This is a genomic window from Streptomyces sp. enrichment culture, from assembly GCF_964272855.1.
Classification (GTDB): Bacteria; Actinomycetota; Actinomycetes; order Streptomycetales; family Streptomycetaceae; genus Streptomyces.
On record NZ_OZ186847.1, the window covers coordinates 525,398 to 552,149 of the forward strand.

A 26,752-nucleotide genomic window follows, 5' to 3' on the forward strand; every position below is an offset into this window, starting at 1 on the left:
GCCCGCCCTCCCCCGGCGGGCCGGGGCCGGGCCTGCTGTCGTCCCCGTCACCCCCGCACTACCCTGCACCCATCCGATGATCGACCCCGAGGAGCCGCGATGCGTGTCGCTCTGTTCCTGACCTGTGTCAACGACACGCTCTATCCGGACACCGGGCGTGCCGTGGTGAAGTTGCTGACCAGGCTGGGCGTGGAGGTCGACTTCCCGATGGCCCAGACGTGCTGCGGGCAGGCCCACTACAACACCGGCTACCGGCACGAGGCGGAGCCGCTGGCGCGGCACTTCGCCGACGTGTTCGGGGAGTACGAGGCGATCGTGACGCCGTCCGGGTCGTGCGGGGCGATGGTGCGGGAGCTGTATCCGCGGATGGGTGAGCGGGCACGCGCGGAGGGCCGCGGGGACGCGCTGGCCGCGACGCTGGCGCCGGTGGTGCCGAAGACGTACGAGCTGACGGAGTTCCTGGTGGACGTGCTGGGGGTGACGGACGTCGGCGCGTACTACCCGCACACGGTGACCTACCACCCGACCTGTCACGGGCTGCGCGGACTGGGGCTCGGCGACCGGCCGCGGCGGCTGCTGGAGGCGGTGAAGGGGCTGGAGCTGGTGGAGCTGCCGGGCGCGGAGGAGTGCTGCGGGTTCGGCGGCACGTTCGCGCTGAAGAACTCCGACGTCTCCGCGGCGATGGGTGCCGACAAGGTGCGCAACGCCGAGTCGACCGGCGCGGAGGTGCTGTGCGCGGCCGACAACTCCTGTCTGATGCACCTCGGCGGCACCCTGACCCGGCTGCGGTCGGGTGTGCGCCCGGTGCACATCGCGGAGATCCTGGCGAGCACGGAAGAGGAGCCCCTGGCATGAGCGGAACCTTCGTCGGCATACCGGCCTTCCCGGCGGCGGCGCACGAGGCGGTGCGCGACACGACGCTGCGCGGCAATCTGCGGCACGCCACCCACACGATCCGCGCCAAGCGGGCCAGGGCGGTCGCCGAGGTCGAGGACTGGGCGGAGCTGCGCGAGGCCGGTAAGCGGATCAAGGACCATACGCTGCGTCATCTCGACGAGTACCTGGTCCGGTTGGAGGAGTCGGTCACGGCGGCCGGCGGTGTGGTCCACTGGGCCGCGGACGCCGACGAGGCCAACCGGATCGTCACCGAACTGGTCAAGGCGACCGGGGAGTCGGAGGTCGTCAAGGTCAAGTCGATGGCCACGCAGGAGATCGGGCTCAACGAGGCCCTGGAGGCGGCGGGCATCCGCGCCTACGAGACCGATCTCGCCGAGCTGATCGTGCAGTTGGGCAAGGACCGGCCGTCGCACATCCTGGTCCCGGCGATCCACCGCAACCGCGGTGAGATCCGGGACATCTTCGCGCGCGAGATGGGCGAGTGGGGCCGTCCCGCCCCCGACGGGCTGACCGACACCCCCGCCGAACTCGCCGAGGCGGCCCGCCTGCACCTGCGGGAGAAGTTCCTGCGCGCCAAGGTCGGCGTCTCCGGCGCCAACTTCATGGTCGCCGAGACCGGCACGCTGGTGGTCGTGGAGTCCGAGGGCAACGGCCGGATGTGCCTGACCCTGCCCGAGACGCTGATCTCGGTGGTCGGCATCGAGAAGATCGTGCCGACCTGGCGGGACCTGGAGGTCTTCCTCCAGACCCTGCCCCGCTCCTCCACCGCCGAGCGGATGAACCCGTACACGAGCACGTGGACCGGTACGACGGACGAGGACGGGCCGAGGGTCTTCCACCTGGTCCTGCTCGACAACGGCCGCACCGACACCCTCGCCGACGAGGTCGGCCGCCAGGCCCTGCGCTGCATCCGCTGCTCGGCCTGTCTGAACGTGTGCCCGGTGTACGAGCGGGCCGGCGGCCACGCCTACGGCTCGGTCTACCCGGGCCCCATCGGCGCCATCCTCAGCCCCCAGCTGCGGGGCACCGGCAGCGACATCGACGCCTCGCTGCCGTACGCGTCGTCGCTGTGCGGCGCCTGCTACGAGGTGTGCCCGGTCGCCATCGACATCCCCGAGGTGCTGGTGCATCTGCGGGAGCGGGTCGCCCAGGGCGGCCCGGTGACCCGCGAGGGCAACCGGGTGGTGCTGCGCCCGGCGAAGGGGCACGCGGCCGAGCGGGCGGCGATGCGGGCGGCCCGCTGGGCGCTGTCCCGGCCCGGCGCCCTGCGCACCGGGCAGCGCGTCGCCTCCCGCACCCGCCGGCTCCATCCGCGCACGCTGCCCGGTCCGGGCCGGGCGTGGAGCGGTACCCGGGATCTGCCGCCGGTGCCGGCGGAGCCGTTCCGGGACTGGTGGCAGCGGACGCACGGGGGAAGGAAGGGCGCGAAGTGAGCAGCAGGGAGCGGATCCTGGGCCGGGTCCGGCGGGCGCTGGCCGACGTACCGCGCGAGGACACGCCGTACGAGCGGGCGGTCGTGCGGGACTATCTGCGGGAGCACGGCGGGCGCACCGTCGAGGAGACGGTCGGTCTGCTCGCCGAGAACCTGGCGGACTACCGGGCGCTCGTGCACCGGTGCGCGGCCGACGAGCTGCCGTCGGTGATCGCCGGGTTGCTGTCCGGGCACGGCTCGCGGACGGTGCTGGTGCCGCCGGGCCTCGATCCGGCCTGGCTCGCGGCGTCCGGGGCGGAGCGGGTGGCGGACCGGGCCGGGTCGACGCCGCACGAGCTGGACCGGGTGGACAGCGTGGTCACGGCGTGCGCGGTGGCGATCGCCGAGACCGGCACGATCGTCCTGGACGGCGGCCCGGACCAGGGCCGTCGCCGCATCACGCTCGTGCCGGACCACCACATCTGTGTCGTGCGGGTCCCCGAGCAGGTCGTCTCCTCCGTGCCGCAGGCCCTGCGGCGTCTCGACCCGGCCCGCCCGTTGACGTGGATCTCCGGTCCGTCGGCGACCAGCGACATCGAGCTGGACCGGGTCGAGGGGGTGCACGGTCCGCGCACCCTGGAGGTGGTGCTGGTGGCCGGTCAGCCGAGCGCGGACGTCACCTCGTAGCGTCCGGACGGCAGCCGGTAGGAGGTGGTGCCGTCCTCGAATCCGAGGAACTCGACGCCCCTCGCGCAGTTCCGCCCGGCGGCACAGCAGCGGGGCGCCGGGGCTGCCGGGTGCCTTGCCAGCGGGCGCCGTCCCAGCCGGTGACGCCGTCGGTGCTCAGCAGGCCGGTCTCGAAGGCGGCGGGCGGGGCGTCGGCGCGGTGGCCGTTCTCGTCCCAGACCTGGACCGTCCAGTGGTAGCGGTGGAGGGGCGCAGTGGCTCGCCCCCGTGGCGTACGGCGACCGAGTCGGGGCCGGTGATCCGGCCGCTGTGCCAGACGTCGGCGCGGCCCGGGCGCAGCCGTCCGCGGGAGGTCGCCGCCAGGATCCGGTACGCGCTCTGGCGGCGGCCGCGCGTCGCGGACGCCATCCGCCAGCCGTAGCGGGGTCTGGGGGCGTCGACGCCGAGCGGATCGGTGCGGTGCTCGACGGTCAGGCCGGTGACGGTGGCCTCGTCACGGCCCGGGGCGGCCGCGGCGCTGCCGGCGCCGGCGATCCCCGCCGTCATGGCCGGTGGAACGGCGCCAAGAACGGTCCTGCGCCTTACTTCGCGGGGTGGTGTGCCGTCTGCTCAAAAACGGAACTACTCAGTCCCCGTCGTAGGCCCGCCGGGCCCGCTCCACCTTCTCCAAGTTGTCGCCGGCCCACTCGGCGAGGTGGGCGAAGAGCGGGGCGAGGCTGCGGCCGAGGTCGCTGATCTCGTACTCGACGCGCGGCGGCACCTCCGGGTGGTAGGTGCGGATGACGAGTCCGTCGCGCTCCAGCTGACGCAGCCGCTGGGTGAGCACCTTGGGGGTGATCGCGGTGATCCGGCGTTCGAGTTCGACGAACCGCTGGCGGCCGTGGGTGTGCAGGGACCACAGGATCGGGGTGGTCCAGCGGCTGAAGACGATGTCCACGACCGGGGAGATCGGACAGGCGAGCTCGGGGTCGTCCACCATGCGCGTTCCTTCGGGGTAGTCACTTTCCTCTAGGTATCTACTATATCGGTGCTGTTAGCGTCGCCTCGTCATCAAGCAGGCACATCGGCAAGGGAGTTGGACATGTACGTGGTGACGGGGGCGACCGGCAACGTCGGGCGCGCGCTGGTTGGGGTACTGGCCGCGGCGGGCGCGGAGGTGACGGCGACGTCGCGCGGGATCACGGCGGCCGACGTGCCCGAGGGGGTGCGGCAGCGGCAGGCCGATCTGACGGACGCGGAGAGCCTGCGGCCGGTCCTCGACGGCGCCGAGGCGCTGTTCCTGCAGAACGGCGGTGCCGTCGCGCATCTGCTGCGCACCGGCGAGGTGCTGGACGTCGCCAAGAGCGCCGGGGTGCGGCGGGTCGTGCTGCTGTCGTCGCAGGGTGTGGCGACGCGGCCCGGGTCCGCCTCGCACGGGCTTGTCGCGCGGGCCATCGAGGACGCGGTGCGGGGGTCGGGCCTGGACTGGACGATCCTGCGCCCCGGGGGGTTCGCCTCCAACGCCTACGCCTGGGCCGAGTCGGTGCGCACCGGCCGCACGGTGGCCGCGCCGTTCGGTGACGTCGGTCTGCCGGTGGTCGATCCGGACGACATCGCCGGGGTCGCCGCGGCGGCGCTGCGGGAGGACGGTCACGCCGGGGAGGTGTACGAGCTGACCGGCCCCGCTCTCGTCACGCCCCGGCAGCAGGCGGCGGCCATCGGTGCCGCGCTGGGCGAGCCGGTGCGGTTCGTGGAGCTGTCCCGGCAGGAGGCGGCGGCCGGGATGGCGGCGTTCATGCCGGCGGACGTGGTGGAGACGACGCTGTCCATCCTGGGCTCGCCCACCCCGGCCGAGCAGCGGGTCGGGCCGGATGTGGAGCGGGTGCTGGGCCGGGCGCCGGGTACGTTCGCCGAGTGGGCGCGGCGGAACGCCGCCGCCTTCCGGTGAGGTCTACTTCAGGAGGTTCTTCTCCTCCAGGTAGCCGCGCGCCACGTCCTTCGCCAGTCGCCGCCAGCTGTCGACCCGCTGGTTCAGCGCGGCCAGGTCGGCCGTCGTGAGTACGGCGTTGAGCCGGTTCAGGGCCTCGGTGGCGCCCGCACCGCCCGCGCGGGCCCGGTTGACGACCGGGACGACGTTGTCGGCGTTCTGCAGGCGCTTGTCGTCGGCGAGCAGGACCAGGCCGAACTCGTCGAGGGTGGCGTCGGTCGTGGTGGTCAGCACCAGCTGGTCCCGGCCGCTCTGCACGGCCCGCTTCGCCTGGGTGGTCCCGACGCCCCTGGGGTCGACGGCGACGACGTCGATGCCGTAGGTCTCCTTCAGGCCGGGTGCGCAGTACGGCCGCCGTACGCACTCGTCGCCCGCCGCGAGCCGTACCTTCAGTCCCGAGTCACCGAGGTCGCTGAGGGTCTTCAGCCGGTGCCGGCGGGCGTACGACGCGCTCACCGCGAAGGCGTTCTGGTCGACGGCCCGGCCGGGGTCGAGCACGGTCAGTCCTCGGGGGGTGGCGAGCCGGCGCAGGGCGGTCATGGTGGTGTCGAGGTCGGGGGAACCGGCCGGCGGGGCGTCGGGGCCGTGGGTCTTGGCGTTCAGCCAGTCGGCGAACGTGGCCGCGTACTCGGGCACGACGTCGATGCGGCCGGACTCCAGGGCCGGTTCGTACAGCTCGCGGTTGGCGACGGTGAGCAGGGAGGTGCGGTATCCGGCCTGGTTCAGCAGCAGGGCGTACATCTGGGCGAGCAGGTCGCTCTCGGTGAAGCCCGCGGAGCCGATGGTCAGGCTCCGGCTGTCGCCGGGCGGCGCGGTGACCTGACCGCGGGTCTCCAGGGAGGGGCCGGTGGCGCAGGCGGTGGCGAGGAGGAGGGCCGCCGTCGCGGCCGTACGGAGTCTCATCGTGTCCGCCGGGCCCAGGCCGGTGCCAGTCGTCCGGTCAGGGCGAAGACGCCCTCGACGACGAGCGCGAAGGCGGCGACGAGGACGGCACCTGCGACCACCTGCGAGGTGTCGGCGAGGTTGAAGCCGGCCGTGATGATCCGGCCGAGCCCTCCCCCGCCCGCCAGCGCGGCGATGGTCGCGGTGGCGACGAGCTGGACGGCGGCGATCCGCACCCCGGTGAGGATCATCGGGAGGGAAAGGGGCAGTTCCACGTGAAACATCACCTGTTGCCCCGTCATCCCCATGCCGTACGCGACTTCCACGACGCCGCGGTCGACCTCCCGCATTCCGACGTACGCGTTGGTGAGCAGGGGCGGTACGGCGAACAGCACCAGCGCGACGACGGTTGGGCCCTCGCCCCACTGGCCGACGGGTGTGAGCAGCAGCAGGACGAGGACGGCGAAGGTGGGGATCGCACGGCCCACGTTGGAGATGTTGACGGCGAGCGCCCCGCCCTTGCCGAGGTGGCCGAGGACGACGGCGACCGGCAGCGCGATCAGACAGCTGACGACGAGGCAGACGGCGGTGAGGACCAGGTGCTGGAGGAGGCGGTGCCCGATGCCGTCGGCGCCGCTCCAGTGGGCGGGGTCGGTCAGCCAGTCCCAGGCCTCGGTGAGGGTGTTCATCCGCGGCCCGCCCTCGTCCAGGGGGTGAGCAGCCGCTGGACGCCCAGCAGCAGGACGTCGGCGACGACGGCGATCACCACGCAGAGCACGGAGGCGGTGAGCACCTGGGCCTTGAAGTAGGTGTTCATTCCGGCGTAGATGAGGTTGCCGAGCCCGCCGAAGCCGACGACGGCGCCCACCGTCACCAGGGAGACGGCGGAGACGGTGGCGATGCGCAGCCCGGCCATGGTGGCGGGCACGGCGAGCGGCAGCTCCACGGCGAGCAGGAGGCGGAGGGGCCCGTAGCCCATGCCGCGGGCGGCCTGCCGGATGTCCTCGGGGACGGCGCGCAGTCCGGCGAGGATGTTGCGGACCAGCAGGGTCAGCGAGTACAGCACCAGTCCGGCGACGACCAGGGTGGCGGAGAGCCCGTACAGCGGCAGGAGCAGGGAGAACATCGCCAGCGACGGGATCGTGTAGAGGATCGTCGTCACGGCGAGCACCGGACCGGCCGCCCAGCCCCGGCGGTGTGCCAGCATCGCCAGCGGCAGGGCGAGGGCCAGGCCGATGAGCACCGAGACCGACGTCAGCTGGAGGTGCTGGACGACCGCGTCGCGGAGGATCTCGCGGCGGGTGGTCAGATACTCGCCGCAGATCCACTCGTTGCGCGCGAGGCAGTCGTCCGGGGGCGCGGTCACCCGTCCATTGCAGCGGGCGGCGGCGAGGGCCGGCACGTTGTGCTCCCCCGTACGGGTGCGGCGATCCGGGGCCGGCGAAGGCGTGACACAGTCGGTGAACAAGCGCTTAGATAGGTGACTGCTCCTCGACGCCGATCTGGAGGCCCTGGTGTTCACTTCCGTCGACGACGTCTCCGCGCGCCTCGCCGAGACCGGCTATCTGGCCTCCCCCGCGGTCGCCACGACCGTCTTCCTCGCCGACCGCCTGGGCAAGCCGCTGCTCGTGGAGGGCCCCGCCGGGGTCGGCAAGACCGAGCTGGCCAAGGCGGTGGCCCGGGTCGCGGGGGCGCGGCTGGTCCGGTTGCAGTGCTACGAGGGCGTCGACGAGTCACGCGCCCTGTACGAGTGGAACCACGCCAAGCAGCTGCTGCGGATCAGCGCCGGGCGCGACGAGCGCTGGGACGAGACGCGCACCGACATCTTCAGCGAGGAGTTCCTGCTGCCGCGCCCGCTGCTCACCGCGATCCGCGGCGACGATCCGAAGGTGCTGCTGATCGACGAGACCGACAAGGCCGACGTCGAGGTGGAGGGGCTGCTGCTGGAGGTGCTCAGCGACTTCCAGGTGACCGTCCCCGAGCTGGGCACGGTCACCGCGACCCGCCGGCCGTTCGTGGTGCTCACCTCGAACGCCTCCCGGGAGCTTTCGGAGGCGCTGCGCCGCCGCTGTCTCTTCCTGCACATCGGTTTCCCCGAGGAGGAGCTGGAGCGGCGCATCGTCCGGCTCAAGGTGCCCGGTCTGGACACGGCGCTGGCGGAGTCCGTCGTCCGGGTGGTGGGGGCGCTGCGGGCCATGGACCTGCGCAAGGTGCCCTCGGTCGCCGAGACCATCGACTGGGCCCGCACCCTGCTCGCGCTCGGCGCGCACACCCTCGACGAGACCGTCGTACGCGACACCCTCGGCGTGGTCCTCAAGCATCAGGACGACGTGCTGAAGGCCGCCGCCAAGCTCGACCTGGACGCGGTGTGACCGTGCCGGCGCCGGATGTCGCGGCCCGGCTGACGGGTCTGGTCGCCGCGCTGCGCTCGCACGGGGTGCGCGTCGGCACCGGGGAGAGCGTCGACGCGGCGCGGGCGGTGGAGACGCTGGGGTTCGCCGACCGTGAGCTGCTGCGCGAGGGGCTGGCGGCGACGCTGCTGCACACCGCCGACCAGCGACGGGTGTTCGACCCAGTGTTCGACCTGTACTTTCCGCGGACCGTAGGCGCGCCGGGAGCGGGAGCGGGAGCGGCGGACGGCCCGGCCGACCGGTCGGAGCTGCGCGACCGGCTCGCGGCGGCGCTCGCCGCCGACGACACCGCCCTGCTGGAGCGGCTGGCGGCGGAGGCGGTCGACGGCTTCGGCGGCTACGGGAGCGGGCCGCGGTCGGACGGCTGGTCGGCGTACCAGACCCTCGACCGGCTGCGCCCGCAGACCCTGCTCGCCCGGGTGCGCGACACGGTGCGGGCGGGTGACGGCGGCGCGGAGTTCACCGACCGGCTGCTGGACGACGAGATCCGGCGGCGCATCGAGGTCTTCCGCGCACAGGTGGCCGCGGAGGCGCGGCGCCGGGTCGCGGAGCGGCGCGGGCGCGACGAGATCGCCCGGCGGGCCGTGGCCCCCACCGCCGACCGGGTGGACTTCCTGTACGCCGGGCAGGACCGGCTCGCCGAACTGCGCCGGACGGTACGGCCGCTCGCCCGCAAGCTGGCCACCCGGCTCGCCGCACGCCGCAGGCGGGCCGCCCGGGGCAGCATCGACCTGCGGCGGACCGTGCGCGGCTCGCTGTCGACGGGCGGGGTGCCGATGCGGCCCGTGCTGCGCCGGCGGCGGCCGGCCCGGCCCGAACTGGTGCTGCTGTGCGACGTGTCGGGGTCTGTGTCCGGGTTCTCCGACTTCACGATGCTGCTCGTGCAGGCGCTGCACGACCAGTTCTCCAAGGTGCGGGTGTTCGCCTTCGTCAACCGGATCGACGAGGTAACCGGACTGCTGGAGCACGGCGCGGCCGACCCCGGCGGGCTGGGCGCGCGCATCCGCGCCGAGGCCACGCTCACCGGCTGGCACGGCAGCAGCGACTACGGCGCCGCGCTGGGCGAGTTCGCGGAGCGGTACGGCGACGCGGTGGGCCCGCGGACGACGGTGTTCGTGCTCGGTGACGCCCGGACGAACATGGCCGATCCGAACCTCCCGGCGCTCCGGCGGATCGCCGGGCGGGCCCGCCGTCTGTACTGGCTCAATCCCGAACCGCGCGCCCAGTGGGGTACCGGGGACTCGGCCGCCCCCGAGTACGCCGAGCTGGTGGCGATGCACGAGTGCCGCACCGCGCATCAGCTCGGTGTCCTGGTCAGCCGGTTGCTGCCGGTGTGAGGACCGCCGGGTCATCACTCCTTGGGCTTGGCGTACTCCTTGGCGGTCTGGCCCTCGAAGTCGTAGGCGACGCACGCCTCGTCGCCCACGACCCACGCGTCGTGTCCCGGGGAGCAGACGAAGGCCTCGCCCGGGCCGACCTCGCCCTCGGTGCCGTCATCCATGCGGATGTGCAGGTGCCCCTGGACGACGTAGCCGTTGTGGTTCATCTGACAGCTGTCCGTGCCCGCGATCGGCCCCACGTCCTGGGACCAGCGCCAGCCCGGCTCGAAGGTCGCCACGGCGAAGTCGCATCCCGTCAGGTGGACGGCTTCCAGGTGTCCGTGCGGGAAGTCCCGCCGCTCGTCCGGCTTGTCGAGCATCTTCATCTCGAGCATGATGCTCCTCCCTTCCGGCCGCTTCCGCCGCGGCCGGGGCCGGTCCCCGTCTCCCCTGCGGCGCAGGCGGCACCGGCGGCGGCCGGACCCCTCACGTCCATCGTCCGCCGGGGCGCTGGGGGCCGCCATTCGGGGGCGGGCCGTCAGACCTCCTCCCTCCGGCCGTCAGACCTGCCCCCCCCCCCGGCCGTCAGACCTCGCCGCCCCCGCAGAGCCGGGTGAAGCGCTCCGTGTCGATGTTGCCGCCGGAGACGATCAGGCCGACGCGCCGCGGGAGGTTCGTGACGCGGCCGGAGAGCAGCGCGGCCAGCGGTGTCGCGCCGCTGGGCTCCACGACGATCTTCAGCCGTTCGAAGGCGAACCGCATCGCCGCCCTGATCTCGTCGTCGCTGACGAGGGCGATCTCGTCCACCAGCCGCCGGTTGACGGAGAAGGTCAGTTCGCCGGGCGTGTGCAGGGCCTGCCCGTCGGCGATGGTGCGCGGCACCGGGATGCTGATCCGGTGGCCCGCCTCCAGGGACCGCTTGGTGTCGTCGCCGGCCTCGGGCTCGACGCCGATCACCCGGATCCCGGCCCGCAGCCCCTTGACCGCCGTCGCGCTGCCCGCGATCAGTCCGCCGCCGCCCACGGGGGTGATCAGCGCGTCCAACTCCCCCGCCTCCTCCAGCAGTTCCAGCGCCGCGGTGCCCTGTCCGGCGATGATGTGCGGGTGCTCGTAGGGCGGGATGACGGTGAGGCCCCGCTCGGCGGCCAGCGCCTCGGCGATGGCGACCCGGTCGCCGGTGTAGCGGTCGTAGGTGACGATCTCGGCGCCGTACCCGGCGGTCGCCTCCCGTTTGGACGCCGGGGCGTCCTCCGGCATGACGATCACCGCGGTGGTGCCGAGTTCGCGGGCGGCGAGGGCGACGGCCTGCGCGTGGTTGCCGGACGAGTAGGCGGCGATGCCGCGGGCCAGCTGATCGGGCGTCAGCCGGGAGGCCGCGTTGTAGGCGCCGCGGAACTTGAACGCGCCGACCCGCTGGAAGTTCTCGCACTTGAGCAGCACCTGGGCGCCGACCAGCCCGTCCAGGGTGCGCGAGCGCAGCACCGGGGTGCGGTGGGCGACCCCCTTGAGCCGGGCGGCGGCGGCGCGGACGTCGTCGAGCGTGACGGGCGGGCGGGTGGTCGTCACTGATGTCCTCCCTGGGACGTCGGGTCGTCGGCCATGGCTCTGGCCTGGGAGAGGTAGCTGTAGGCGGAGGCGCGGGAGATGCCGAGGCGGGCGGCGACCTGCTCCACCGCGCGGCGGACGGCGAAGACGCCGTGCTCGTCGAGGCTGCGGAACAGCTCCAGGCGGCGGTCGCGGTCGAGGCCGGCCCAGTTGTGCGCCTGGTGCGACGCGTGGGTGTCGAGGATGGCGTCGACGACGGAGTCGATGTCGTTGCCGAAGGTGGTGACCGGGGTCCGCGTGGTGCCCGCGCCGAGTCCCGCGAGCCCGCCGAGGAGGGCCTGGGCGCGGTGCACGGCGGTGACGTCGAGATTGACGCAGAGCGCGCCGAAGACGGTGCCCGCGGAGTCCCGCAGCACCATCGTGGACGCCTTGACGAGGTCGCCGGAGCGGGTGCGGGTGAGGTAGTTCAGCTCGTCGGACGCCTCGTCGCCGCGGGCGAGGACCCGCATGCCGATCTCGCTCATCGCCCCGCCCACCGCCCGCCCGGTCACCGAACCGGCCACGGCGACCACCGACTTCTCCGGCTGCCGGTAGTCGTGCAGCACGACCTCGCACAGCGGGCCGAAGGTGGCCACGAGTCCGTCGACGACGGGAACGAGCGCACCGATGACCGCGTCCCGCTCGGCGTCCAGGTCCTGCCCGGCCATGAGCCCCCCTTTGGACTGTCAGTCCAGTGTCTGGACTTCCAGTCTAACCAGGTGCTCAGGCGTGTGCGTGCGTGACGTGGTAAGCGCGGGCCGTGTGGCCCGGGTTCTCGCTGTTGTGACGCCCCGCGCCGGTGACCGCGGCGCTCTCGCTGAAGAAGATCATCGTCCCGTCCGGGCCCCTGGTGTCCAGCACGAAGCACTGTTCCTGCCGGCACCAGATGGCCCAGTACGTGTCGGCTTCGTCGAAGCCGCTGCTGAGCTCGAGAACCTGTTCCTCGCTGGGGTTTTCCATCAGAGATCGCCTTCCACCGTGCGTTTCCGGTTTCCGCGCGACGCGTCGTGCTCTGCTACCAGCCTGCTCCCCCGCGACAACGGCCCGCAACACCACTTCAGTCCCGCAGGCACCACGCCACGAACCGCCCGACGCTCGCGTCCACCCGGGCGTCGTCGTCCACCACCGAGGCCGTGCAGAAGAAGCGGACCTCCCGGAACTCCTGCTCCATCGCCTCCACCAGGCTGCGCAGGCCCAGGCTCTCGCGCAGCCAGGCGCGGGCGCTGTCGCTGTCGTCCGGGCGGTCGGGGGCGAGGCCGTGGCCGGCGAGCAGGTCCGTCTTGCTGATGGCGACCGCCAGGCGGGAGTCCGCCAGCGGCGCGCCCATGGCCGCGACCGCCTGGACCGACCGGCCGAAGACCTCCTCGGGATCCACGGTCGAGGCGAGCGTGCGGTCCAGCGGCGCGCCCGGGCCGGAGGCCAGGGACGTCCAGAACGCCTTCACCGCCATGGGGTCCAGGACGAAGACGAAGGTGCGGGCCTCCCGGGCGTAGCGCAGCGCGTCGGTCTCGTCGCGGTCGACGAAGCGCTCGCCGGCCGTGTCGAAGAGATGCACCAGGCGCTCGGCGCGGCCGCTGCCGAGGACGAAGGAGTGCGCCCGGGGCAGCGCCTTCTGGGTGGCCCGGGTGTGGCCCCGGATCCGCAGGACCTCCCGCAGCACCTGGTAGTTGCTGTTCGACTCCTCGTCGGCGAGGGTGATCGCCGGTCCGCCGTCGGCCGCCGCGTTCTCCAGCGACAGCAGCATCGCCGCCATCAACTGTGTCTTGCCCGCGGCCTGTCCGCCGATCAGCGGGAGGATCGTCTCGGGCATGTGCCCGGCGTCGGTGTTCATCGGCTTCCCGCAGTGCGGGTACACGCAGTACGCCTGGAGCCGCGCGTCCCGGCTCATCAGCATCAGCAGCGTCGGCATGCGCTGCCCGCACTCGCAGCGGCGCCGGAACAGGCCGTACGTCCCCGGGCGGATGTCGGCGTGCCGACGCCGGCAGGCCGGGCTGGGGCAGTCGTACGCCGGGTAGGGGACGCGTTCGAAGCAGTGCGGGCAGAGCATGCCGGTGCGCAGCCGCTTCATCAGGAGCACGGACCGGTCGAGGGCCCGCAGGGTGCCGGCGACGAGCCGGGCGCCGCCCATCAGCGCGAGCAGGACGAGCGCGTGCAGGCCGAACAGCAGGCCGAGCGGCGGCACGGCCAGCAGCGCGCCGAGGCACAGGCCCGCGTACAGGGTGAGCCCGTACGGCACGGTGACGGCACGGGTCCGGGTGGGGGCGGTGAACTGCCGTGTGGTCACGGCCCGGAAGGAGTCGCCGACCGTCCTGACGTACGACCGCCGCTCCAGGATGAGGAGTTGGCGCAGGTCGCGGAAGCCCGGTCCGAAGAAGTAGTTGCGGTACGCCTTCACGTCCTCGTCCTGGGGACGGTAGGGCGGCAGTGCCTGGAACTCGGGGGTGCGCCGGTACAGGACGCCGGCCAGCAGCCGTATGTGCCCGGTGAGCAGCTGCATCACCAGCGCCAGGCCGCGCAGCGCGGCGATGACGGGGGCGACGGGCAGGTACGCCGCGAGCGCGGCGAGGTAGAGGACGGGGATGAGGACGTAGGCGATGATCTCGGCCACCGGGTGTCACCGTCCCTTCTTCTTCCGGGAGTTGCCGGGGGGCTCTTCGCCCGGGGTGGCGGAGGGCGTGCCACCGGGTGTGCGGCGGCCGACGAAGGGGAGCTTGCGGACGAGTTTGCGCGCTCCGCCCTCACGGGCCGTGATCCATTCGGCGTAGCGGTCGGCGAGGTCCCGGTCGTGGGGCCGGGTGGCGTGCTCCAGCCGTTTCAGGTCGGCGACCCGCCAGTACTGGGCGGGGTGGCTCATGATCGCGGCGGTGTCGTCCTTGTGCGCCTGGGAGAGGCCGGCCCGCGATCTGAGGGTGGCGGCCGCGACCACATGGTCGAGCGCGGTGTCGTCGAGCCGTTCTCCTCGTGTCACCAGGCGGCGCACGGCGGTCAGATAGCCGTCGAGGGTGGAGTGGCTCAGCTCGGGGAGGCGGTCGCGGAGCCTGCGGACGTCGGCAGGCAGGGCCAGCATGGCGGGCACCAGGCGGTACCGCTTGAGCGCCTGCGGCGCCGCCCACCGGTCGATGCCCGCGATGGCGAACGCGGCGGCGAGTTCGGTGGCCTCGCGGGCCTCGTGGAGCGCGGTGTGCAGGTCGAGCGTGGTGCGTACCCGTTCCCGCGCGGTGGCCGGCAGCCAGGCGGAGCGGGCCGGGGAGGCGAGCACCCGGCACAGTTCCAGGCAGGCCTGGAGGTCGCTCTCGTCGTCGATGCGCTGGTTCAGGGCGCGGTCGAGCCACTGGCCGACCGCCGGGTCCACGCGCTCGCCGGCGGGCAGCCGTTCGGCGATCGTGACGGCCTCCCGGTGGGTCCAGGTCCGCGACGGCTGCCGCCACAGGCCGCGCAGCAGATCCTCGTCGGGTGACGCCGCGTCCCTGATCCGCAGGATCTTGAACATGAGGTCGACCGTGTGCGAGGGCTCCCGTTCGGCCCGGGCCCGCAGGTGATGCTCCAGGAGCACGGGATGGTCGCGCAGGTCCCCCTCGTGCAGCAGCTCGGCCGGGAACTGCGAGAAGAGCTGTTCCTGCCCGCCGCGCCCCTCCAGCGCCTCCCGCACCGCGATCACCAGGGCCTCGCGCATCTCCGGCAGCTCCCGCACCAGTTCGGCCACCTCCCGGCGCAGCCCGGGGCCGGGCGTGGCGGACGCTCCGACCAGGGCGTGGGCGAGGGCCAGCGTCTCGCGCGCCAGGACCTCCGGTGCCGGGGCGAGCCGTGCGCCGAGCGCCCACAGCAGCAGCCGGGTCCGCTGCCGGGCGGTCGCCGCCTCGCCGCTCAGCAGCCGCTCCCACAGGGCGGTGGCCCGCTGCCGCACCGCGCGGTCGGCGAGCGGTACGGGCTCGGCGGCGTCCTGCGCGCCGGTCATGTAGGCCCGCATGCGGGAGGCGTGCAGCTTGCCCTCGATCTCCTGGTGCACGGTGAGGTCGCCGCCGGCCTTCGCGGCGGCGCTGAGCGCGGCCAGCTGGCGGTCGTCCAGTTCCCGGTGCTTGCGGTGCAGGTCGGCGGCGACGGCCGCCCGGCGCGGACCCAGGTGGTCGGCGCCGGCCAGCCAGTCGATCACCGCGCGCACGTCGGCGGCGGCGAGCGTGATGCCGCCCGAGGCGGCCGCCGCGGCGACGGGGGCGTGCCAGTCGCCGGGGGTCTCCTCGCCGCCGCGGGCGTAGTCCGCCGTCCAGGACCAGACGGGCCGGACGGAGCCCACGCCGATCCGGGTGAGGAGCAGTGTCAGGTCGGGCGCGGCGACCTCGGGGAACACCCCGCGGGCGAAGTCGAAGACGGTGTACGCCGCCTCGTCGTCCGGCCCGAACTCCAGCTGCGCCTCGGGCACCGTGCCGATCAGGTGGAGCCGGCTGCGGGCGGGGCGCAGCACGTAGGTGGCGAAGGAGAGGCGGCGGGCGAGCGGGGGCGGCAGCAGGTAGGAGACGGCGGCGAACCAGTGCGCGACCCGGTCGCTGGTGTGGTCGACCACCACCACCGAGCCGTGCTCGGTGAGCGCGGCGAACACGGCGGCCAGCAGGTTCGGCAGCTGCGCCGCGTGCGGGTGGCCGTGCACGAAGTCGCGGACCGCGCGCACTCCGAGGGGCCCGCGCGGCGGCGCCGTGAGGGGTGGGATCTCCGTGGTCGGGGAAACGGTGCCGGCCCACACCGGGGAGCCCCACAGCTCGATGCCGAGCATCCCGTCCCCGGCCGCCCGGAAGTCCTCGCTGTGCAGGGCGTGCGCGAAGTAGTTGCCGAAGCGGCGGGCCGAGTCCCGGCCCACGTAACGCACGCACAGCGCGGTGGCCCGGCGGCCCTGCCGGTCGTACGGCCGGTAGCAGAGGTTGACCGGGCAGCGCTTCAGCAGCTCCGGGGTGTCCGACTCCACCATGGAGCGCGGCGGTTCGTACCCGGCGAGCGCCTCCACGGCCTGCCGGGTCTCGGCGGTGACGCCCGCGCTGACGGCGTTGAACTGGAACCCGGAGAACCCGCTCAGCCCGTGCTCGCACGAGGTGTAGTACAGCTGCTGGAAGTGGGTCATCCGCGCCCTGCCTTCGGCACCGAGCCGAACTCGCTGAGCAGCCACAGCAGCGGATCGGCGACCCGGTAGGGCTGGATGCCGGTGGGGGCGACCCGGGCGTCGGGCGTGGGGTTGCGGCCGAGGGAGGAGACGCCGAAGTACCGGTAGCGGGTGTAGTGGTTGTCCAGCAGGTGGTCGATCGGCACGCCGTCCCAGTCCTTCAGCAGCCGGCGCACCTCCTCGTGGACGCTGAGGCTGTCGCCCACGTCGAACCGGCCGCGCGGGGTGGCGTGGGCGCGCAGCGGGCTGCCGCTCTCCAGCAGGTGCCAGAAGGCGTCCATCTTCGAGAACACCACCGCGATCGGCGTGTCGATCTTCTGCGCGGACCGGCCGCTGCGCGGGGCGAGGAGCAGGCTGGTGATCCGGGACAGGACGTTGATCGGCGCGTCCAGGCCCTCGGTGCCGGGCAGCGGAGTGCCGGGCAGGGCGCTGTCGCGGGCGCCCGGCATCTGCAGCGGGTCCAGGAGCAGCACGATGCCGTCGGCGCCGGTCAGATAGCGGGTGTTGAGTTCCACGCTCTCCCGGGAGCTGAAGTCCTCGCCGGCGGTGTCGAAGAACGACAGCACGGTGTGCTGCGGCCGTTCGCCGAGCAGGGTGCGCCGGCGCAGGCCGAAGCGGAACACCAGTGGGTCCACCCGGTTGAGGTTGGTGGAGGCGGTCTGGGTGCCGGGGAACATCTGGTTGGCACCGTAGAGGCGTTCCTCGTAGTCGGAGCTGTAGCGCCGCATCGTCGCGTCGTCCAGGCCCATCAGATGCGCGCCGAACGCCTCGCCGACCCGGTTGCGCATCTCGTGCAGCAACACCGTCATGTAGACGGTCTTGCCGGACGCCTTGGCGCCGACCATGGCGATCAGCCGGCTGTCCACCATGCCGAACTGGACGGGCAGCGCGGAGTGGCACACCGGGCAGATCCGGTACGTCGTCTCGCCCTCGCAGTCCGGGCAGGGGGCGGTCGGCTTGCGGCCGTCGGCGGCGAACACCGGGCCCAGGTCGTGGCTGGGGCGCGGGCCCATCCGGTCGTCGAGCACCTGGTCGCGGCTGGGCTCGCACTTCTTCCCGGCCCGGCTCAGGCGGGTGTTGCAGCGGAAGCGGATCTCACGCGGGGCGAAACTCTCGTAGCAGTAGGGGCAGGTGAGGCGTCTGGCCATCAGGTCACTCGCAGTCTGTGCAATGCCGTCGGGCGGATCTCGATACCGGAGTCGGTGCCCGCGTTCGCGTCCGCGGGGAAGCAGACCAGCCAGGACGGGCCCCGGGTGGCGGGCAGCTGGACCTCCACGGTCAGCGGGGTGCCGGCGGGCAGGCGCTGCGCGGGCAGCTCGTGCAGGACGGTGCCCTCGGCCGTGCTGGTGGGGCGGAACCGGCCGAGGCTGTGGACGATGCGCAGGCCGGGCAGGTCGCAGCCGGTCTCCGAGGTGAACGTGACGGTGGCCACCCGGCCCTTGAGGCGCCGGCGCACGGTCGGCTCGTACTCCACCACCGGCGGCTGCGCGGGGACGAGCAGCGACGAGGCGCCCTCGCATTCCCCGCCCAGGTCCGGGACCAGGGCCTCCACGGTCAGGGTGACCGCGCCCCGGCCGACAGCCAGGTCGAACCCGCCGTCGTGCTCGTACACCCGCCGCCGGCACACCACGTCCCCGTCCCTCGGCCCGCCGCCCGCCGAGCCGTCCTCCCGGCGCCAGCGGACCCGGGCGCTGAGGGCGCCCTCGGGCCACGCCCAGAGCACGAGCAGGTGGTCGTCGCGGCGGACGGCCTGGAGTTCGCCCACCGGGACGGCGAACAGGGACGGCGCCTCACCGGGTGTGCCGGTGCCGTCCGGGGGCGCCGAGCGGGGCGGCGGGGGCGGCGGCTCGGGGGCGGCTGCGGGGGGTGTGGCCGGGGCTGAGGGCTGTGAGAGGTCCGGTGGCTGTCGGGGGCCGGGGATGGTGGGTCCGGTCGTGGACGCGGTCGCCGGAGGCGGCTCGGGGGCAGGTGCGGCGGGCTGCTGCCGCGCGGACGTGCCGGGCTCGGAGGTGTTCCTGGAAGCCGAGTCGGGCCCACCGTGCGGTGCGGGGCTGCCGTTCCCCGCCGGGGAGGTGTCCGGGCGCGCGGAGTCGTCGCCGTACGGAGAGCCGTCGCGCGGGGACGCGTTCCGGTGCCCGGCGTCGGCTGCGTCGGGTGCCGCCCCCGCGCTCGCCGGGTGGGTCTCCGGTTCGGGGTCGTCCGGCTCGGGGGGCCAGGTCAGCGGGTCCGGGTCCGTCAGGGCGGCGGGGGGTGCGGTGCGCGTGTCCGGGTCCGTCGTGGCGGCCGGGGGTGCGGTGTCCGGGCGGAAATGGCCGAAGTCCGCGCGGGCCGCGCTTCGCGGCGACCCGGTCACGACGCGCAGCACGCCGAAGTCGCGCAGCGCCAGCAGTCCGCGTACGACGGCGAGTTCGGGCAGGTAGCAGCGCACCGTGAGATCCCGCGCGACCGGCAGCGCCTCGATCTCGGCCCGCCGGCCGGGTGCGGCGTTCAGCCCGCCGGCGAGCAGGACGGTGTCCACCGCCGGTTCGGCGTCGGCCAGTTGCTCGGCGACGGCGGCGAGGGCGCGCTCCCGCAGCGGCGCCACCGCCTCCTCGAAGGTGGCCCGGTCGAGGGTCACCGGGTGCGGTGCGCCGGCCGTGTCGAGCACCGGCTCGGTGACGCTGTCGGCGGCGCCGAGCGCGCGCCGCAGCATCTCCGCGGCCCGGCGCGGGTCCGCCCCGTCGGGCAGCCGCCCGGCGAGCCGGGCGGCGAGCGCGGCGTCCCAGTCGTCCCCGCCGAGCCGGACGCTGTGGGTGCGGACGACGTGGACGGTGAGGTCGGGGCTGACGGCGAGGAGGGTCAGGTCCAGGGTCGTCGCCCCCTGGTCGCAGACGAGGACCGCGTGGTCCACGCCCTCGGCGACCGCGCCGTAGTGCAGGGCCACGGCCACCGGGTCCGGCAGCACCCGGTCGACGACGAGCCCCGCGCCGTCCGCCGCGCGCCGCAGCTCGTCCTCGCCGCCGCCGGTGGCGGGTATGCCGAGCACGGCCCGCCCGTCCGGGCCGGGCGGGGCGGCGCCGAGCAGGGCGGGCAGGGCCCGCTGCGGGTCGAGGACGCCGTCCGTGCCGTCCAGTTCGGTCGTGACCACGTCCGGCAGGCCGTCGGGGCCGATGCGTCCGACGCGTCCGAAACGGTGCCCGAGATCGATGGCGATCATGTCCTGCCGCTCCCCTCTCCCGTGACCGGGGCCGTCCCGTCGGCCGTCACCCGTACCGCGCCGTCGGCTCCGACGCCGACGCGCACGCGGCTGCCGGGTACCGGCCGGTGCTCCAGCAGATGGCGCACGACCGCCGACCGCACCTGTTCCAGCTCGTTGCGGATCTGCCGACCGCCGTACGCCTGGTGCTCGGGGTCCGACATCCGCTCGGTGATCCACGGGTGCAGGGTCGCGGTGTCGGGGACCAGCTCGACGCGATGGCGTTCGCGGACCGACTCGGTGAGCTGCGCGAGCAGCCGGTCGGCGATCCTGACCACGTGCTCGTGGCGCAGCATGTCGAAGACGACGACGCCCGGCTTGAGCCGTCCGTAGATCTCCGGCCGGCCGATCTGCCGGAACTTGTCCTCCACGGCGCGGGTGAAGTGCGCTTGCAGCTCGGCGTAGGACAGGTCGTCGTCGCGTTCCTCCAGCAGGCTCTGCAGCGCTTCGGCGCCGGTGTTGGAGGTGAAGATGATCAGGCACTGGGAGAAGTAGGCCGTCTGGCCGCGGCCGTCGGTGAGGCGGCCGTCCTCCAGCACCTGGAGGAACTTGTCCAGCACCTTCGGGTGGGCCTTCTCGATCTCGTCGAAGAGCAGCACGCTGAACGGCCGCTCCTGCACCCGCCGGGTCAGTTCGCCGCCCTGCTCGTGGCCGATGTAGCCGGGGGGCGCGCCGGCCAGCCGTTCCGCCGCGTGCTCCTGCTGGTACTCGCTCATGTCGAAGCGGGCGTACGCGCTCTGGTCGCCGAACATCAACTCGGCTACGGCCTTGGCGAGTTCGGTCTTGCCGACGCCGGTGGGCCCCACGAAGAAGAACGCTCCGCGGGGCCGGGCGGTCCCGGAATTGCCGAAGTCGACGCCGACGAACGCGGACTGCAGCGCGGACGCCACGGCGTCGACGGCCGTGGCCTGGCCGACCACCCGGGTGCCGAGGACGTCGGCGGCGCGGGCGACGGTGTCCCGGTCGAGCTGGGTCCACGGGTCGACACTCACGTTGAGCCGGTGCAGTTCGAGCAGCTTGTCCGGCTTCTGCAGGGGGGCGTTGCGCAGCCACGAGGTCCTGGAGAGGGAGTCGATGTCCCAGCCCGCCATGCCGTCGGTGGCGCCGACGAGCCGTTCGAGGTCGGCGCGGGTGGCGTCCTGGGCCCCGTTGAAGTGGTGCTGCAGCCAGGTCAGCCACAGGCGCCGTTCGCTGGGGTCGGGCGGGCCGATGTGCAGGGCGGCGATCCGCGGGTCCTCCAGGTGGAACCAGCCGGGCAGCCGCCCGACGTCACCGACGGCGCACAGTACGGCGTTGCGGGCGTGCGGGGGCCGGCCGACGGCGGTGCGCGGGGTGACGGCGTCCGTCATGGCGGCGCGCAGCCGCAGATAGCCGAGCTGCGACTCGGGCTGGCCGGGCGGCAGCTGGTGGTCGACGTCCTCGAAGACGAAGGCGGTGGCCGCGTCGGGTGAGGCGACCAGGCGCTGCACGGTGGCGACGACGTCGTCGAAGGTCCTGGGCCGCCCCGACCGCCGTGGCGCGAACAGCCGCTCCCGGCCGCGCTGCCGCTCGTCGGCGCGCCGGGAGGACGCCGAGGCGGGCCGGTCGCCACCGGTCGGCGCGTCACCGGTCGGCGCGTCACCGGTGGGCCCGTCACCGGACGGCGCGCTCGCTCCCCCGCCGGCTCTCTCAGCGGCGTCGTCACCGGCCCCTTCCCCCGCCGCACCGCCCGCGGTCTCACCCGCCGCACCCCCCGCGGCCTCACGCGGTCGCTCCTCCCGCAGCTGGTCGAAGCGTTCCGCGTGGCCCGGCAGCGGGAAGGTGAGCCCGTCGACCGGGTCCCACCAGCCGACGACCTCCGCGCCGCGCAGTTCGAGCAGTCCGGCGACCACCTGCCGGAAGGAGGCGGGCCGGTCCCGGAACCACCAGCGGTCCCTGATCTGCCCGTTGAGGATCACCTGGCGTCCGCGCCGCAGCTCCCAGCCGAGGGACACCGCCCACAGCGGCATCATGCCGTCCGCGGCGACCGGCTGCCCGTCCCCGCCCGTGCCGTCACGCCGCTCGGGCGGCGGGGCCGCCGGGGTGCCGTGCTGTGGTTTCGCCCATTCGACGGTGCTCACCCGCTCCACCTCCACTCCCCGGCGTCCGGCAGCGACCTGCCCTCGCCGCGCGGCGGCCTGCTCCGGCCGTGCGGCTTGCCGTCCCAGGTGAGTTCGCCGGGCACGAAGCCGTCCCGCTCGCCGATCGCCTCGTGCACCCGCTCCAGCAGCTGTTCGGTGCTGTCGCAGACCGCGGCGTCCGGGTCGGGGCGCAGCGTCACGTCGGGTTCGCCGTCGACGTGGTAGACGAGGACGGGTGTGCCGCCGCCGTCGGTGGCGATGGTGGTCTCGTACGTCGCCCCGCTGGGGCGTTCGAAGCCGAGCACCAGGCGTGCGCCCTGCTCCTGTCCGCCGGTGAAGGCGAATCCCTCGCCGAGCATGGCGTCCTGGAGCGCCTGGGCGAGGTCCATCCGCCGGGTGTGGGCGAGCTGCAGTTCGTCCAGGCGGAGCTCGGCTTCGGGGAGCAGTTCCTCGAGGGCGGTGACCGCCGTGAGCGCGTCGGCCGCCGCGCCGTCGGCGAGCGGCCCGGTGACGGCGTGGACGGCGGTCTCGATGCGGTGGGCGAGGTCCGGGTCGCCGAGTGTGCGGGCCTCGTCCGCCGCGTCCTCGGCGGAGCGGCGTACGACGCCGAGCCGGTCCTGAGCCTCGGCGAGGGCCTCGGCGTGAGCCGTGGCGAGCCGTTCCCGCTCGGCCTCCTCGGCGGCGGCCTGTGCGGCGGCCCGCTCCTCCGCCTCGCGCCGGGCCTCCTCGGCCTGGCGCTGTGCCTCCCGCGCCCGTTCGGCGCGCCGCCGTTCCTCGGCGGCCTGCCGCTCGGCGGTCGCGGCGTGCCGGGTGAGCGCGTGTTCCACCGTGCCGAGCAGGGCCTCGAAGCGGGTCTCGCCGCCGGGTCCGGCGGTGGCGCGCAGTTCGCCGATGAGGTCGACGCAGGCCCGGTGCCCTTCCGGGTCCTGTGCGGCGGCCTCGGAGCCGATGCCGGCCAGCCGGGCCTCCAGTGCGGCGAGCACGGCGTGGTGGTCGGCGCCCGGCCCGGTGGTCTCGCCGCGGTGGCGCAGCAGGACGATCCGGCCGCGCAGTTCCTCGATCTCCCCGTCGAGGGGTTCGGCGCGGTCGATCCTGCCCTGCAGCGCGGCCAGCTGCTGTTCGAGGGCGGCCAGTTCGCCGGATGCGGTGCCCCCGGACGCCATGGCCTCTCCCAGCAGGTTCCTCACCTCGGCCAGCCGGCGGGCGTCGGCGCCTGCCTGGTCCTGGCGCAGCCGGGCGGCGTGGGCGCGCCGTTCGGCGGCCCGCCGCTCGGCCAGCTCGGCCCTTCTGCGCTCCGCCTCCGCCTTGGCGCGCTCCCGGCGTGCGGCGGCCTCGGCGGCGCGCCTGGCGGCGCGTTCGGCGCGCTCCCTGGCGCGCTGTTCCTCGCGCCGCCGCCGGGCGGCGGCCTGGGCGCGGCGGCGTTCGGCCTCCTGCCGTGCGTAGGCCGGGGCGACCCTGACCGTGCTGTACTTCGGTGATCCGCTCATGTTTCCCTCCGCGCCTGGGTGTGCAGCACGAAGCCGCGCGCCGCGAGTCGTTCCTCGAGTCCCTCCCGGAAGCCGGGGGTCGGTGGCACCCCGGCCCAGGAGAGGGTTCCGTCGGTCTCAACGGACAGCTCGATCCCGGCGCTGGTGTCGGGCTGGGCCGCCAGGTCCGGGTAGCGGTCGGTGAGGGCGACGATGCGCTGGTTGGCGGAGCCGCGCCAGCGCAGACCGCCGTGCCGGGACGCCACGTAGGGGCCGTCGACGAGGAGGTCGAGGCGGCGCAGCAGCGCCTGCCGGTCGGGGCCGCCGCGGCGCAGGGCCTCGTACCGGTATCCGGAGTACGCCATCGCGCTGAGCTCCGGGCGGCGCGCCCGTACGGCGTCGAGCAGTTCGGCCAGTGCGGCCGCCTGGCTGAAGGGCTCCCCGCCGGAGAAGGTGACGCCCTCGATGCCGGGCAACCCGCATATCCAGTCGGCGAGTTCGGCCACCGGACAGGTCGTGCCGCCGTCGAAGGGCAGGGTCTCGGCGGCCACGCAGCCCCGGCAGCGCAGCGGGCAGCCCTGCACCCAGATCACGGCGCGGGCGCCGGGCCCGAGGACGGTGCAGCGGTCGAGCCGCCGGGCCACCGAGAGGAGCGTCAGCTCCGCCATGCGGTGTTCTCCTTCCGGTCGTGAGGGGTGGCGGCGGTGCGGGCCGCGGTGTCCGTGACGGCGTCCGGGGGCCGGTCCGGGGCCGCCGGGCGGGCCTCCGCGCCCCGCTCGGCCAGGTCGCACCAGGGGCACCAGGGCCGTTCCACGGTGTGCACGTGCCGGGGGTCGGCCCGGCAGGTCCGCAGCCGTGCCGGCGCGCACTCCTCGGCGAGGGCGTCGGCCCAGTCCGCCGCGGTGGGCCGGTGGCCGCCGAACGCCGCGCGGAACAGAGCGAGCAGCCGGCGCGGCAGCAGGTCGGCGGGGGGCGCGGAGCGGGGCAGGACGACCGCCGTCCGGTCGAGGAGGCGGCAGCGGCCGTGCAGCACGTTGTCGTCGTAGGAGAGGTAGGCGCCGCCGTCACCGGGGTGTCCGGCGAAGGGGTGGAGGCCGTGCATCAGCAGCTGGTGGACGAGGACGGCGAGCACGAAGTCGTCGGAGGCGTCGTCGGGCGCGGTGCCGGCGGGGGCGCCGATGCGTTCGGGGGCGGTGTATCCGGGGGTGCCCATGCGGCCGGGGAACACCTCGCCGCCGTCCCTGAACTGCCAGGAGTCGACGTCGGCGATGCCGACCACGCCGTGTCCGTCGACCCACAGGTTGTCGGGTTTGAGGTCACCGACGACATAGCCCTCGGTGTGCAGGTCCGCGAGGAGGCGGGCGAGGGAGGCGGCGGCGGTGAGCGCGGTGGCCCAGGTCGCCCCGGGCAGGAACGCCCGGCGGGCGGCCGGGGTCAGCAGGTGGGTGAGCGGCTGGTGGGCGTGGCGCATGTCGGTCATCAGGTAGCCGTCGACGCCGTCCGGTCCGGGGCCGCCGGCCCGTAGTCCGGCCATCGGCCAGGCGACCCGCTGCGGGGTGCCGGAGAGCAGCCGGACGGTGCGTGGCTCGCGGCGCTGCCGCACCAGCCGGGCGATGCGGCGGCGGTAGGCGGCGGGGTCGGGCGGGGCGGGCACGAGTTTGGCGACCAGTGGGCGCGGGTCGTCGACGCCGTACACGACTCCTTCGGAGCCGCTGCCGACGCGCCGGGTCAGCCGCCATTCCCGTCCGTCGCCGGACACCGCTGTCAGGGCCACCGTCACCCGCCGTCCGTCAGGGCGCACAGCACGGTCAGGTCGTCGCCGGAGCGGGCCGCCTGCGGTCCGGAGAGCAGGGCGCGCAGGGGTTCGCCGTCGCCGCCGTTGGCGCGGAGGGTCGCGGCGAGCCCGCCGAAGAACCGCGCGGACGGCAGGGGCCCGGCGTGCGGCGGGAGCCGGTGGACGGAGGGGTGGTCGAGGGTGAGGGCGGCGCAGCCGTCGGTGGCGAGGACGACGCCGCTGAGGTGCGGCTCCCACACCACGAACGTGCGGGTCCGCAGCGCGGCCCCGGGCGAGGAGAGGAAGACCGGCCCGGGCCCGCCGGGGGCGGGCGGCGGCAGGACGAGGTGGCAGCGTTCCGCCGGGTCGGTCCCGGCGGGCTCGCGGGTCAGTACGGTGCCGAAGCAGTCGCCGACCGACACGAACGCCGCCCACGGGGGCCGTACGACGGCTGCGGCGAGCGTGGCGGCGAGCGCGCCCGCGTCCACCGGCCGGTCCGGGGCGGTCGCGGCCAGCAGGCCCTCGACGGCGCGCCGGTGGTCGGCGACCACGCGGGCTCCGGCCTCGGCGATCCACCGGGTCCAGGCCTCCGGTGGGTCCTGCGGGCCGGGGACGTCCTCGGCCAGGACCCGGCAGGCGGTGTCCACGGCGAGGTGCGCGCCGAGCGCGCTGCGTTCGCGCCCGCCGGCGCCGTCCGCGACGGCCAGCACGACCGTGTCGCCCGACTCGACCGCCTTGAAGGCGTCCTGGCATCCCTGGCCGGCGGCCAGGTGTCCGGTGCCCTGGACGGAGGCGCCCGCGACGATCACTGGTACTTCCGCTCGAGCTCGTCGAGGCGCTGCCGCTCCCGTGCCAGATCGGCGACCCGCCCGTGGATCTCGTCGGCGGCCTGCACGGCACCGATCCGGTCCGAGCTCTGGAACAGCAGGTCGAGGATCTGCCCGAAGTCCAGGCCCTCCAGCATCAGCGCGGCCTTGGGCGCGAGGACCCGCAGCAGCTCCAGGTCGGCGCCCCGCACGCCGATGGCCTGGAACACGCACTCGCCCCGCTCCTCGCCGCGGCGCACCTTCTCCGCGGTGCCGGCCAGCGCGGCGGGGTCCATCCGCCGGCCTTCGCGGTCGCTGGGCGCGCCGTCCGTCAGCACCCACAGGAACGGCCGCCGCACCTGGACGTAGCGCGCCTGGAGGGCCTGGTGGCGGTTCCTCGCGAGGTCGAGCGCGGTCTCGACGGCGTCGGTCATACGGGTGAGCCCGGAGGCTTCGAGGCGGGGCGGGCGCATCCGGTCCACGGGGACGAACAGCCGGTCCGGCGGGGCCTCTTCGACGGGCACGAGCCGTTCCCGGACGGGATCGAGGACCCGTACCCGCGAGTCGAAGGTCATCAGGCAGACCTCCACCCGGGCGCGCAGCCTGGGTTCCGCCCTGACCCCGTCGAACCAGCCGGTCAGGGCGTCGTTGAGCTCGTCGATCCGGGGGTTGTCGGCCGGCCGGCCCATGGAGGCCGAGGTGTCGAGGATCAGGACGACGGGCTGCCGTTCGTCGTAGCCCTGCGCGAAGCCGAAGTCGTACTCACTCATGGCCGCCCCGCCCCGTTGCCGTCGCCGGGGTCCGCCGTCGCGTGGGCGACGAGCCCGCCGCGCGCCGGGTCGTGGCGCACCTCGACCTCGGTTCCCGGGGGCAGTCCCGGGGTGTCCGGGAGCATGCGCAGCAGCACTCCCTCGACCAGCACGTACACGTCGGGAGCCGGCCAGGTGACGATCCGGCCCCGTGCCCCATGACCCCACTCTTCCATCCCGCCACTCATGTGCCCACGTTAGGTGACGCGACATCAACTGTCCGCGTCAGAACGGAAATCGCGCGCCCGGGTACGCCAGCA

Annotated in this window: 26 protein-coding genes; 6 read left to right on the forward strand and 20 right to left on the reverse strand. The window is 74.3% G+C overall.

Annotated elements, in window-relative coordinates:
• The first annotated feature begins 99 nt into the window (after nt 1-99).
• The 3 genes from ACSU6L_RS02170 to ACSU6L_RS02180 are packed head-to-tail and all read left to right on the forward strand — an operon-like array spanning nt 100 to nt 2,995.
• Complete coding sequence (locus tag ACSU6L_RS02170) at nt 100-855, forward strand: (Fe-S)-binding protein (protein ID WP_437052933.1); 756 nt, start codon at nt 100-102, stop codon at nt 853-855.
• Entirely contained in the window at nt 852-2,330 is a 1,479-nt protein-coding gene (locus tag ACSU6L_RS02175; protein ID WP_437052935.1) for a LutB/LldF family L-lactate oxidation iron-sulfur protein, read from the forward strand. The genes ACSU6L_RS02170 and ACSU6L_RS02175 overlap by 4 nt, the downstream gene beginning before the upstream one ends.
• The gene (locus ACSU6L_RS02180) at nt 2,327-2,995 is read left to right on the forward strand and encodes a LutC/YkgG family protein (protein ID WP_437052937.1); all 669 of its coding nucleotides are present in this window, start codon (nt 2,327-2,329) and stop codon (nt 2,993-2,995) included. The genes ACSU6L_RS02175 and ACSU6L_RS02180 overlap by 4 nt, the downstream gene beginning before the upstream one ends.
• A 156-nt stretch (nt 2,996-3,151) precedes the next feature.
• Here ACSU6L_RS02180 and ACSU6L_RS02185 read toward each other — a convergent pair whose 3' ends face one another.
• Both ACSU6L_RS02185 and ACSU6L_RS02190 read right to left on the reverse strand, forming a co-directional pair.
• On the reverse strand, nt 3,152-3,541 hold the full coding sequence (locus ACSU6L_RS02185) for a hypothetical protein (RefSeq protein ID WP_437052939.1): 390 nt from the start codon (nt 3,539-3,541) through the stop codon (nt 3,152-3,154).
• A gap of 79 nt (nt 3,542-3,620) precedes the next feature.
• Nucleotides 3,621-3,974 carry a winged helix-turn-helix transcriptional regulator gene (locus ACSU6L_RS02190; protein WP_073939934.1) on the reverse strand — a complete coding sequence of 118 codons (354 nt, stop codon included), beginning with the start codon at nt 3,972-3,974 and terminating at the stop codon, nt 3,621-3,623.
• A gap of 102 nt (nt 3,975-4,076) precedes the next feature.
• Here ACSU6L_RS02190 and ACSU6L_RS02195 point away from each other — a divergent pair, with 102 nt between their 5' ends.
• On the forward strand, nt 4,077-4,922 hold the full coding sequence (locus ACSU6L_RS02195; RefSeq protein ID WP_437052941.1) for an NAD(P)H-binding protein: 846 nt from the start codon (nt 4,077-4,079) through the stop codon (nt 4,920-4,922).
• Nucleotides 4,923-4,925: 3 nt separating this feature from the next.
• On the opposite strand, the gene ACSU6L_RS02200 is transcribed toward ACSU6L_RS02195, so the two are convergent.
• From ACSU6L_RS02200 to ACSU6L_RS02210, 3 genes are read right to left on the reverse strand one after another with little or no spacing between them, the layout of a single operon-like run.
• Entirely contained in the window at nt 4,926-5,864 is a 939-nt protein-coding gene (locus tag ACSU6L_RS02200; RefSeq protein ID WP_437052943.1) for an ABC transporter substrate-binding protein, read from the reverse strand.
• Nucleotides 5,861-6,532 (reverse strand): ABC transporter permease, encoded by a 672-nt coding sequence (locus tag ACSU6L_RS02205; protein WP_437052945.1) that lies wholly within the window; start codon nt 6,530-6,532, stop codon nt 5,861-5,863. The genes ACSU6L_RS02200 and ACSU6L_RS02205 overlap by 4 nt, the downstream gene beginning before the upstream one ends.
• The gene (locus ACSU6L_RS02210) at nt 6,529-7,209 is read right to left on the reverse strand and encodes an ABC transporter permease (RefSeq protein ID WP_437064727.1); all 681 of its coding nucleotides are present in this window, start codon (nt 7,207-7,209) and stop codon (nt 6,529-6,531) included. Before ACSU6L_RS02210 ends, ACSU6L_RS02205 begins: the two co-directional genes overlap by 4 nt.
• 148 nt (nt 7,210-7,357) lie before the next feature.
• On the opposite strand from ACSU6L_RS02210, the gene ACSU6L_RS02215 reads away from it, so the two are divergent.
• On the forward strand, nt 7,358-8,215 hold the full coding sequence (locus tag ACSU6L_RS02215) for an AAA family ATPase (RefSeq protein ID WP_437052947.1): 858 nt from the start codon (nt 7,358-7,360) through the stop codon (nt 8,213-8,215).
• The gene (locus ACSU6L_RS02220; protein WP_437052949.1) at nt 8,212-9,591 is read left to right on the forward strand and encodes a vWA domain-containing protein; all 1,380 of its coding nucleotides are present in this window, start codon (nt 8,212-8,214) and stop codon (nt 9,589-9,591) included. The genes ACSU6L_RS02215 and ACSU6L_RS02220 overlap by 4 nt, the downstream gene beginning before the upstream one ends.
• A 14-nt stretch (nt 9,592-9,605) precedes the next feature.
• Here the strand turns inward: ACSU6L_RS02220 and ACSU6L_RS02225 are convergent, their stop codons facing one another.
• From ACSU6L_RS02225 to ACSU6L_RS02295, 15 genes are all read right to left on the reverse strand, one after another.
• Entirely contained in the window at nt 9,606-9,968 is a 363-nt protein-coding gene (locus tag ACSU6L_RS02225; protein ID WP_437052951.1) for a cupin domain-containing protein, read from the reverse strand.
• Between the two features lie 190 nt (nt 9,969-10,158).
• On the reverse strand, nt 10,159-11,139 hold the full coding sequence (locus ACSU6L_RS02230; protein ID WP_437052953.1) for a pyridoxal-phosphate dependent enzyme: 981 nt from the start codon (nt 11,137-11,139) through the stop codon (nt 10,159-10,161).
• Nucleotides 11,136-11,825 carry a helix-turn-helix transcriptional regulator gene (locus ACSU6L_RS02235; RefSeq protein WP_437052955.1) on the reverse strand — a complete coding sequence of 230 codons (690 nt, stop codon included), beginning with the start codon at nt 11,823-11,825 and terminating at the stop codon, nt 11,136-11,138. The genes ACSU6L_RS02230 and ACSU6L_RS02235 overlap by 4 nt, the downstream gene beginning before the upstream one ends.
• 55 nt (nt 11,826-11,880) lie before the next feature.
• The gene (locus ACSU6L_RS02240; protein ID WP_437052957.1) at nt 11,881-12,117 is read right to left on the reverse strand and encodes a hypothetical protein; all 237 of its coding nucleotides are present in this window, start codon (nt 12,115-12,117) and stop codon (nt 11,881-11,883) included.
• Between the two features lie 97 nt (nt 12,118-12,214).
• Nucleotides 12,215-13,765, reverse strand: coding sequence for a TRAFAC clade GTPase domain-containing protein (locus tag ACSU6L_RS02245; RefSeq protein WP_437052958.1), 1,551 nt, complete (start codon nt 13,763-13,765; stop codon nt 12,215-12,217).
• A gap of 6 nt (nt 13,766-13,771) precedes the next feature.
• Nucleotides 13,772-16,264: a GTPase-associated protein 1-related protein gene (locus ACSU6L_RS02250; protein WP_437052960.1), complete on the reverse strand. Its 2,493-nt coding sequence runs from the start codon at nt 16,262-16,264 to the stop codon at nt 13,772-13,774.
• Nucleotides 16,261-17,451 carry a TRAFAC clade GTPase domain-containing protein gene (locus tag ACSU6L_RS02255; protein ID WP_437052962.1) on the reverse strand — a complete coding sequence of 397 codons (1,191 nt, stop codon included), beginning with the start codon at nt 17,449-17,451 and terminating at the stop codon, nt 16,261-16,263. Before ACSU6L_RS02255 ends, ACSU6L_RS02250 begins: the two co-directional genes overlap by 4 nt.
• On the reverse strand, nt 17,451-19,499 hold the full coding sequence (locus ACSU6L_RS02260; protein ID WP_437052964.1) for an Hsp70 family protein: 2,049 nt from the start codon (nt 19,497-19,499) through the stop codon (nt 17,451-17,453). Before ACSU6L_RS02260 ends, ACSU6L_RS02255 begins: the two co-directional genes overlap by 1 nt.
• Nucleotides 19,496-21,637, reverse strand: coding sequence for an AAA family ATPase (locus ACSU6L_RS02265; RefSeq protein WP_437052966.1), 2,142 nt, complete (start codon nt 21,635-21,637; stop codon nt 19,496-19,498). Before ACSU6L_RS02265 ends, ACSU6L_RS02260 begins: the two co-directional genes overlap by 4 nt.
• Nucleotides 21,634-23,124 (reverse strand): hypothetical protein, encoded by a 1,491-nt coding sequence (locus tag ACSU6L_RS02270; RefSeq protein WP_437052968.1) that lies wholly within the window; start codon nt 23,122-23,124, stop codon nt 21,634-21,636. The genes ACSU6L_RS02265 and ACSU6L_RS02270 overlap by 4 nt, the downstream gene beginning before the upstream one ends.
• Nucleotides 23,121-23,771, reverse strand: coding sequence for a 4Fe-4S single cluster domain-containing protein (locus ACSU6L_RS02275; RefSeq protein ID WP_437052970.1), 651 nt, complete (start codon nt 23,769-23,771; stop codon nt 23,121-23,123). Before ACSU6L_RS02275 ends, ACSU6L_RS02270 begins: the two co-directional genes overlap by 4 nt.
• Entirely contained in the window at nt 23,759-24,883 is a 1,125-nt protein-coding gene (locus ACSU6L_RS02280) for a protein kinase domain-containing protein (RefSeq protein WP_437052972.1), read from the reverse strand. The genes ACSU6L_RS02275 and ACSU6L_RS02280 overlap by 13 nt, the downstream gene beginning before the upstream one ends.
• Entirely contained in the window at nt 24,880-25,686 is an 807-nt protein-coding gene (locus tag ACSU6L_RS02285) for a protein phosphatase 2C domain-containing protein (protein ID WP_437052973.1), read from the reverse strand. Before ACSU6L_RS02285 ends, ACSU6L_RS02280 begins: the two co-directional genes overlap by 4 nt.
• Complete coding sequence (locus ACSU6L_RS02290) at nt 25,683-26,453, reverse strand: vWA domain-containing protein (RefSeq protein WP_437052975.1); 771 nt, start codon at nt 26,451-26,453, stop codon at nt 25,683-25,685. The genes ACSU6L_RS02285 and ACSU6L_RS02290 overlap by 4 nt, the downstream gene beginning before the upstream one ends.
• On the reverse strand, nt 26,450-26,680 hold the full coding sequence (locus tag ACSU6L_RS02295; protein ID WP_437052977.1) for a hypothetical protein: 231 nt from the start codon (nt 26,678-26,680) through the stop codon (nt 26,450-26,452). Before ACSU6L_RS02295 ends, ACSU6L_RS02290 begins: the two co-directional genes overlap by 4 nt.
• Nucleotides 26,681-26,752 lie beyond the last annotated feature (72 nt).

What these genes read in the sequence shown, in the direction of transcription:
- ACSU6L_RS02170 (WP_437052933.1), top strand. Translation starts at nt 100, where the DNA reads ATGCGTGTCGCTCTGTTCCTGACCTGTGTCAACGACACGCTCTATCCG.
- ACSU6L_RS02175 (WP_437052935.1), top strand. Translation starts at nt 852, where the DNA reads ATGAGCGGAACCTTCGTCGGCATACCGGCCTTCCCGGCGGCGGCGCAC.
- ACSU6L_RS02185 (WP_437052939.1), bottom strand. Translation starts at nt 3,541, where the DNA reads ATGACGGCGGGGATCGCCGGCGCCGGCAGCGCCGCGGCCGCCCCGGGC.
- ACSU6L_RS02190 (WP_073939934.1), bottom strand. Translation starts at nt 3,974, where the DNA reads ATGGTGGACGACCCCGAGCTCGCCTGTCCGATCTCCCCGGTCGTGGAC.
- ACSU6L_RS02195 (WP_437052941.1), top strand. Translation starts at nt 4,077, where the DNA reads ATGTACGTGGTGACGGGGGCGACCGGCAACGTCGGGCGCGCGCTGGTT.
- ACSU6L_RS02200 (WP_437052943.1), bottom strand. Translation starts at nt 5,864, where the DNA reads ATGAGACTCCGTACGGCCGCGACGGCGGCCCTCCTCCTCGCCACCGCC.
- ACSU6L_RS02205 (WP_437052945.1), bottom strand. Translation starts at nt 6,532, where the DNA reads ATGAACACCCTCACCGAGGCCTGGGACTGGCTGACCGACCCCGCCCAC.
- ACSU6L_RS02225 (WP_437052951.1), bottom strand. Translation starts at nt 9,968, where the DNA reads ATGCTCGAGATGAAGATGCTCGACAAGCCGGACGAGCGGCGGGACTTC.
- ACSU6L_RS02235 (WP_437052955.1), bottom strand. Translation starts at nt 11,825, where the DNA reads ATGGCCGGGCAGGACCTGGACGCCGAGCGGGACGCGGTCATCGGTGCG.
- ACSU6L_RS02240 (WP_437052957.1), bottom strand. Translation starts at nt 12,117, where the DNA reads ATGGAAAACCCCAGCGAGGAACAGGTTCTCGAGCTCAGCAGCGGCTTC.
- ACSU6L_RS02250 (WP_437052960.1), bottom strand. Translation starts at nt 16,264, where the DNA reads ATGACCCACTTCCAGCAGCTGTACTACACCTCGTGCGAGCACGGGCTG.
- ACSU6L_RS02255 (WP_437052962.1), bottom strand. Translation starts at nt 17,451, where the DNA reads ATGGCCAGACGCCTCACCTGCCCCTACTGCTACGAGAGTTTCGCCCCG.
- ACSU6L_RS02260 (WP_437052964.1), bottom strand. Translation starts at nt 19,499, where the DNA reads ATGATCGCCATCGATCTCGGGCACCGTTTCGGACGCGTCGGACGCATC.
- ACSU6L_RS02270 (WP_437052968.1), bottom strand. Translation starts at nt 23,124, where the DNA reads ATGAGCGGATCACCGAAGTACAGCACGGTCAGGGTCGCCCCGGCCTAC.
- ACSU6L_RS02275 (WP_437052970.1), bottom strand. Translation starts at nt 23,771, where the DNA reads ATGGCGGAGCTGACGCTCCTCTCGGTGGCCCGGCGGCTCGACCGCTGC.
- ACSU6L_RS02290 (WP_437052975.1), bottom strand. Translation starts at nt 26,453, where the DNA reads ATGAGTGAGTACGACTTCGGCTTCGCGCAGGGCTACGACGAACGGCAG.
- ACSU6L_RS02295 (WP_437052977.1), bottom strand. Translation starts at nt 26,680, where the DNA reads ATGAGTGGCGGGATGGAAGAGTGGGGTCATGGGGCACGGGGCCGGATC.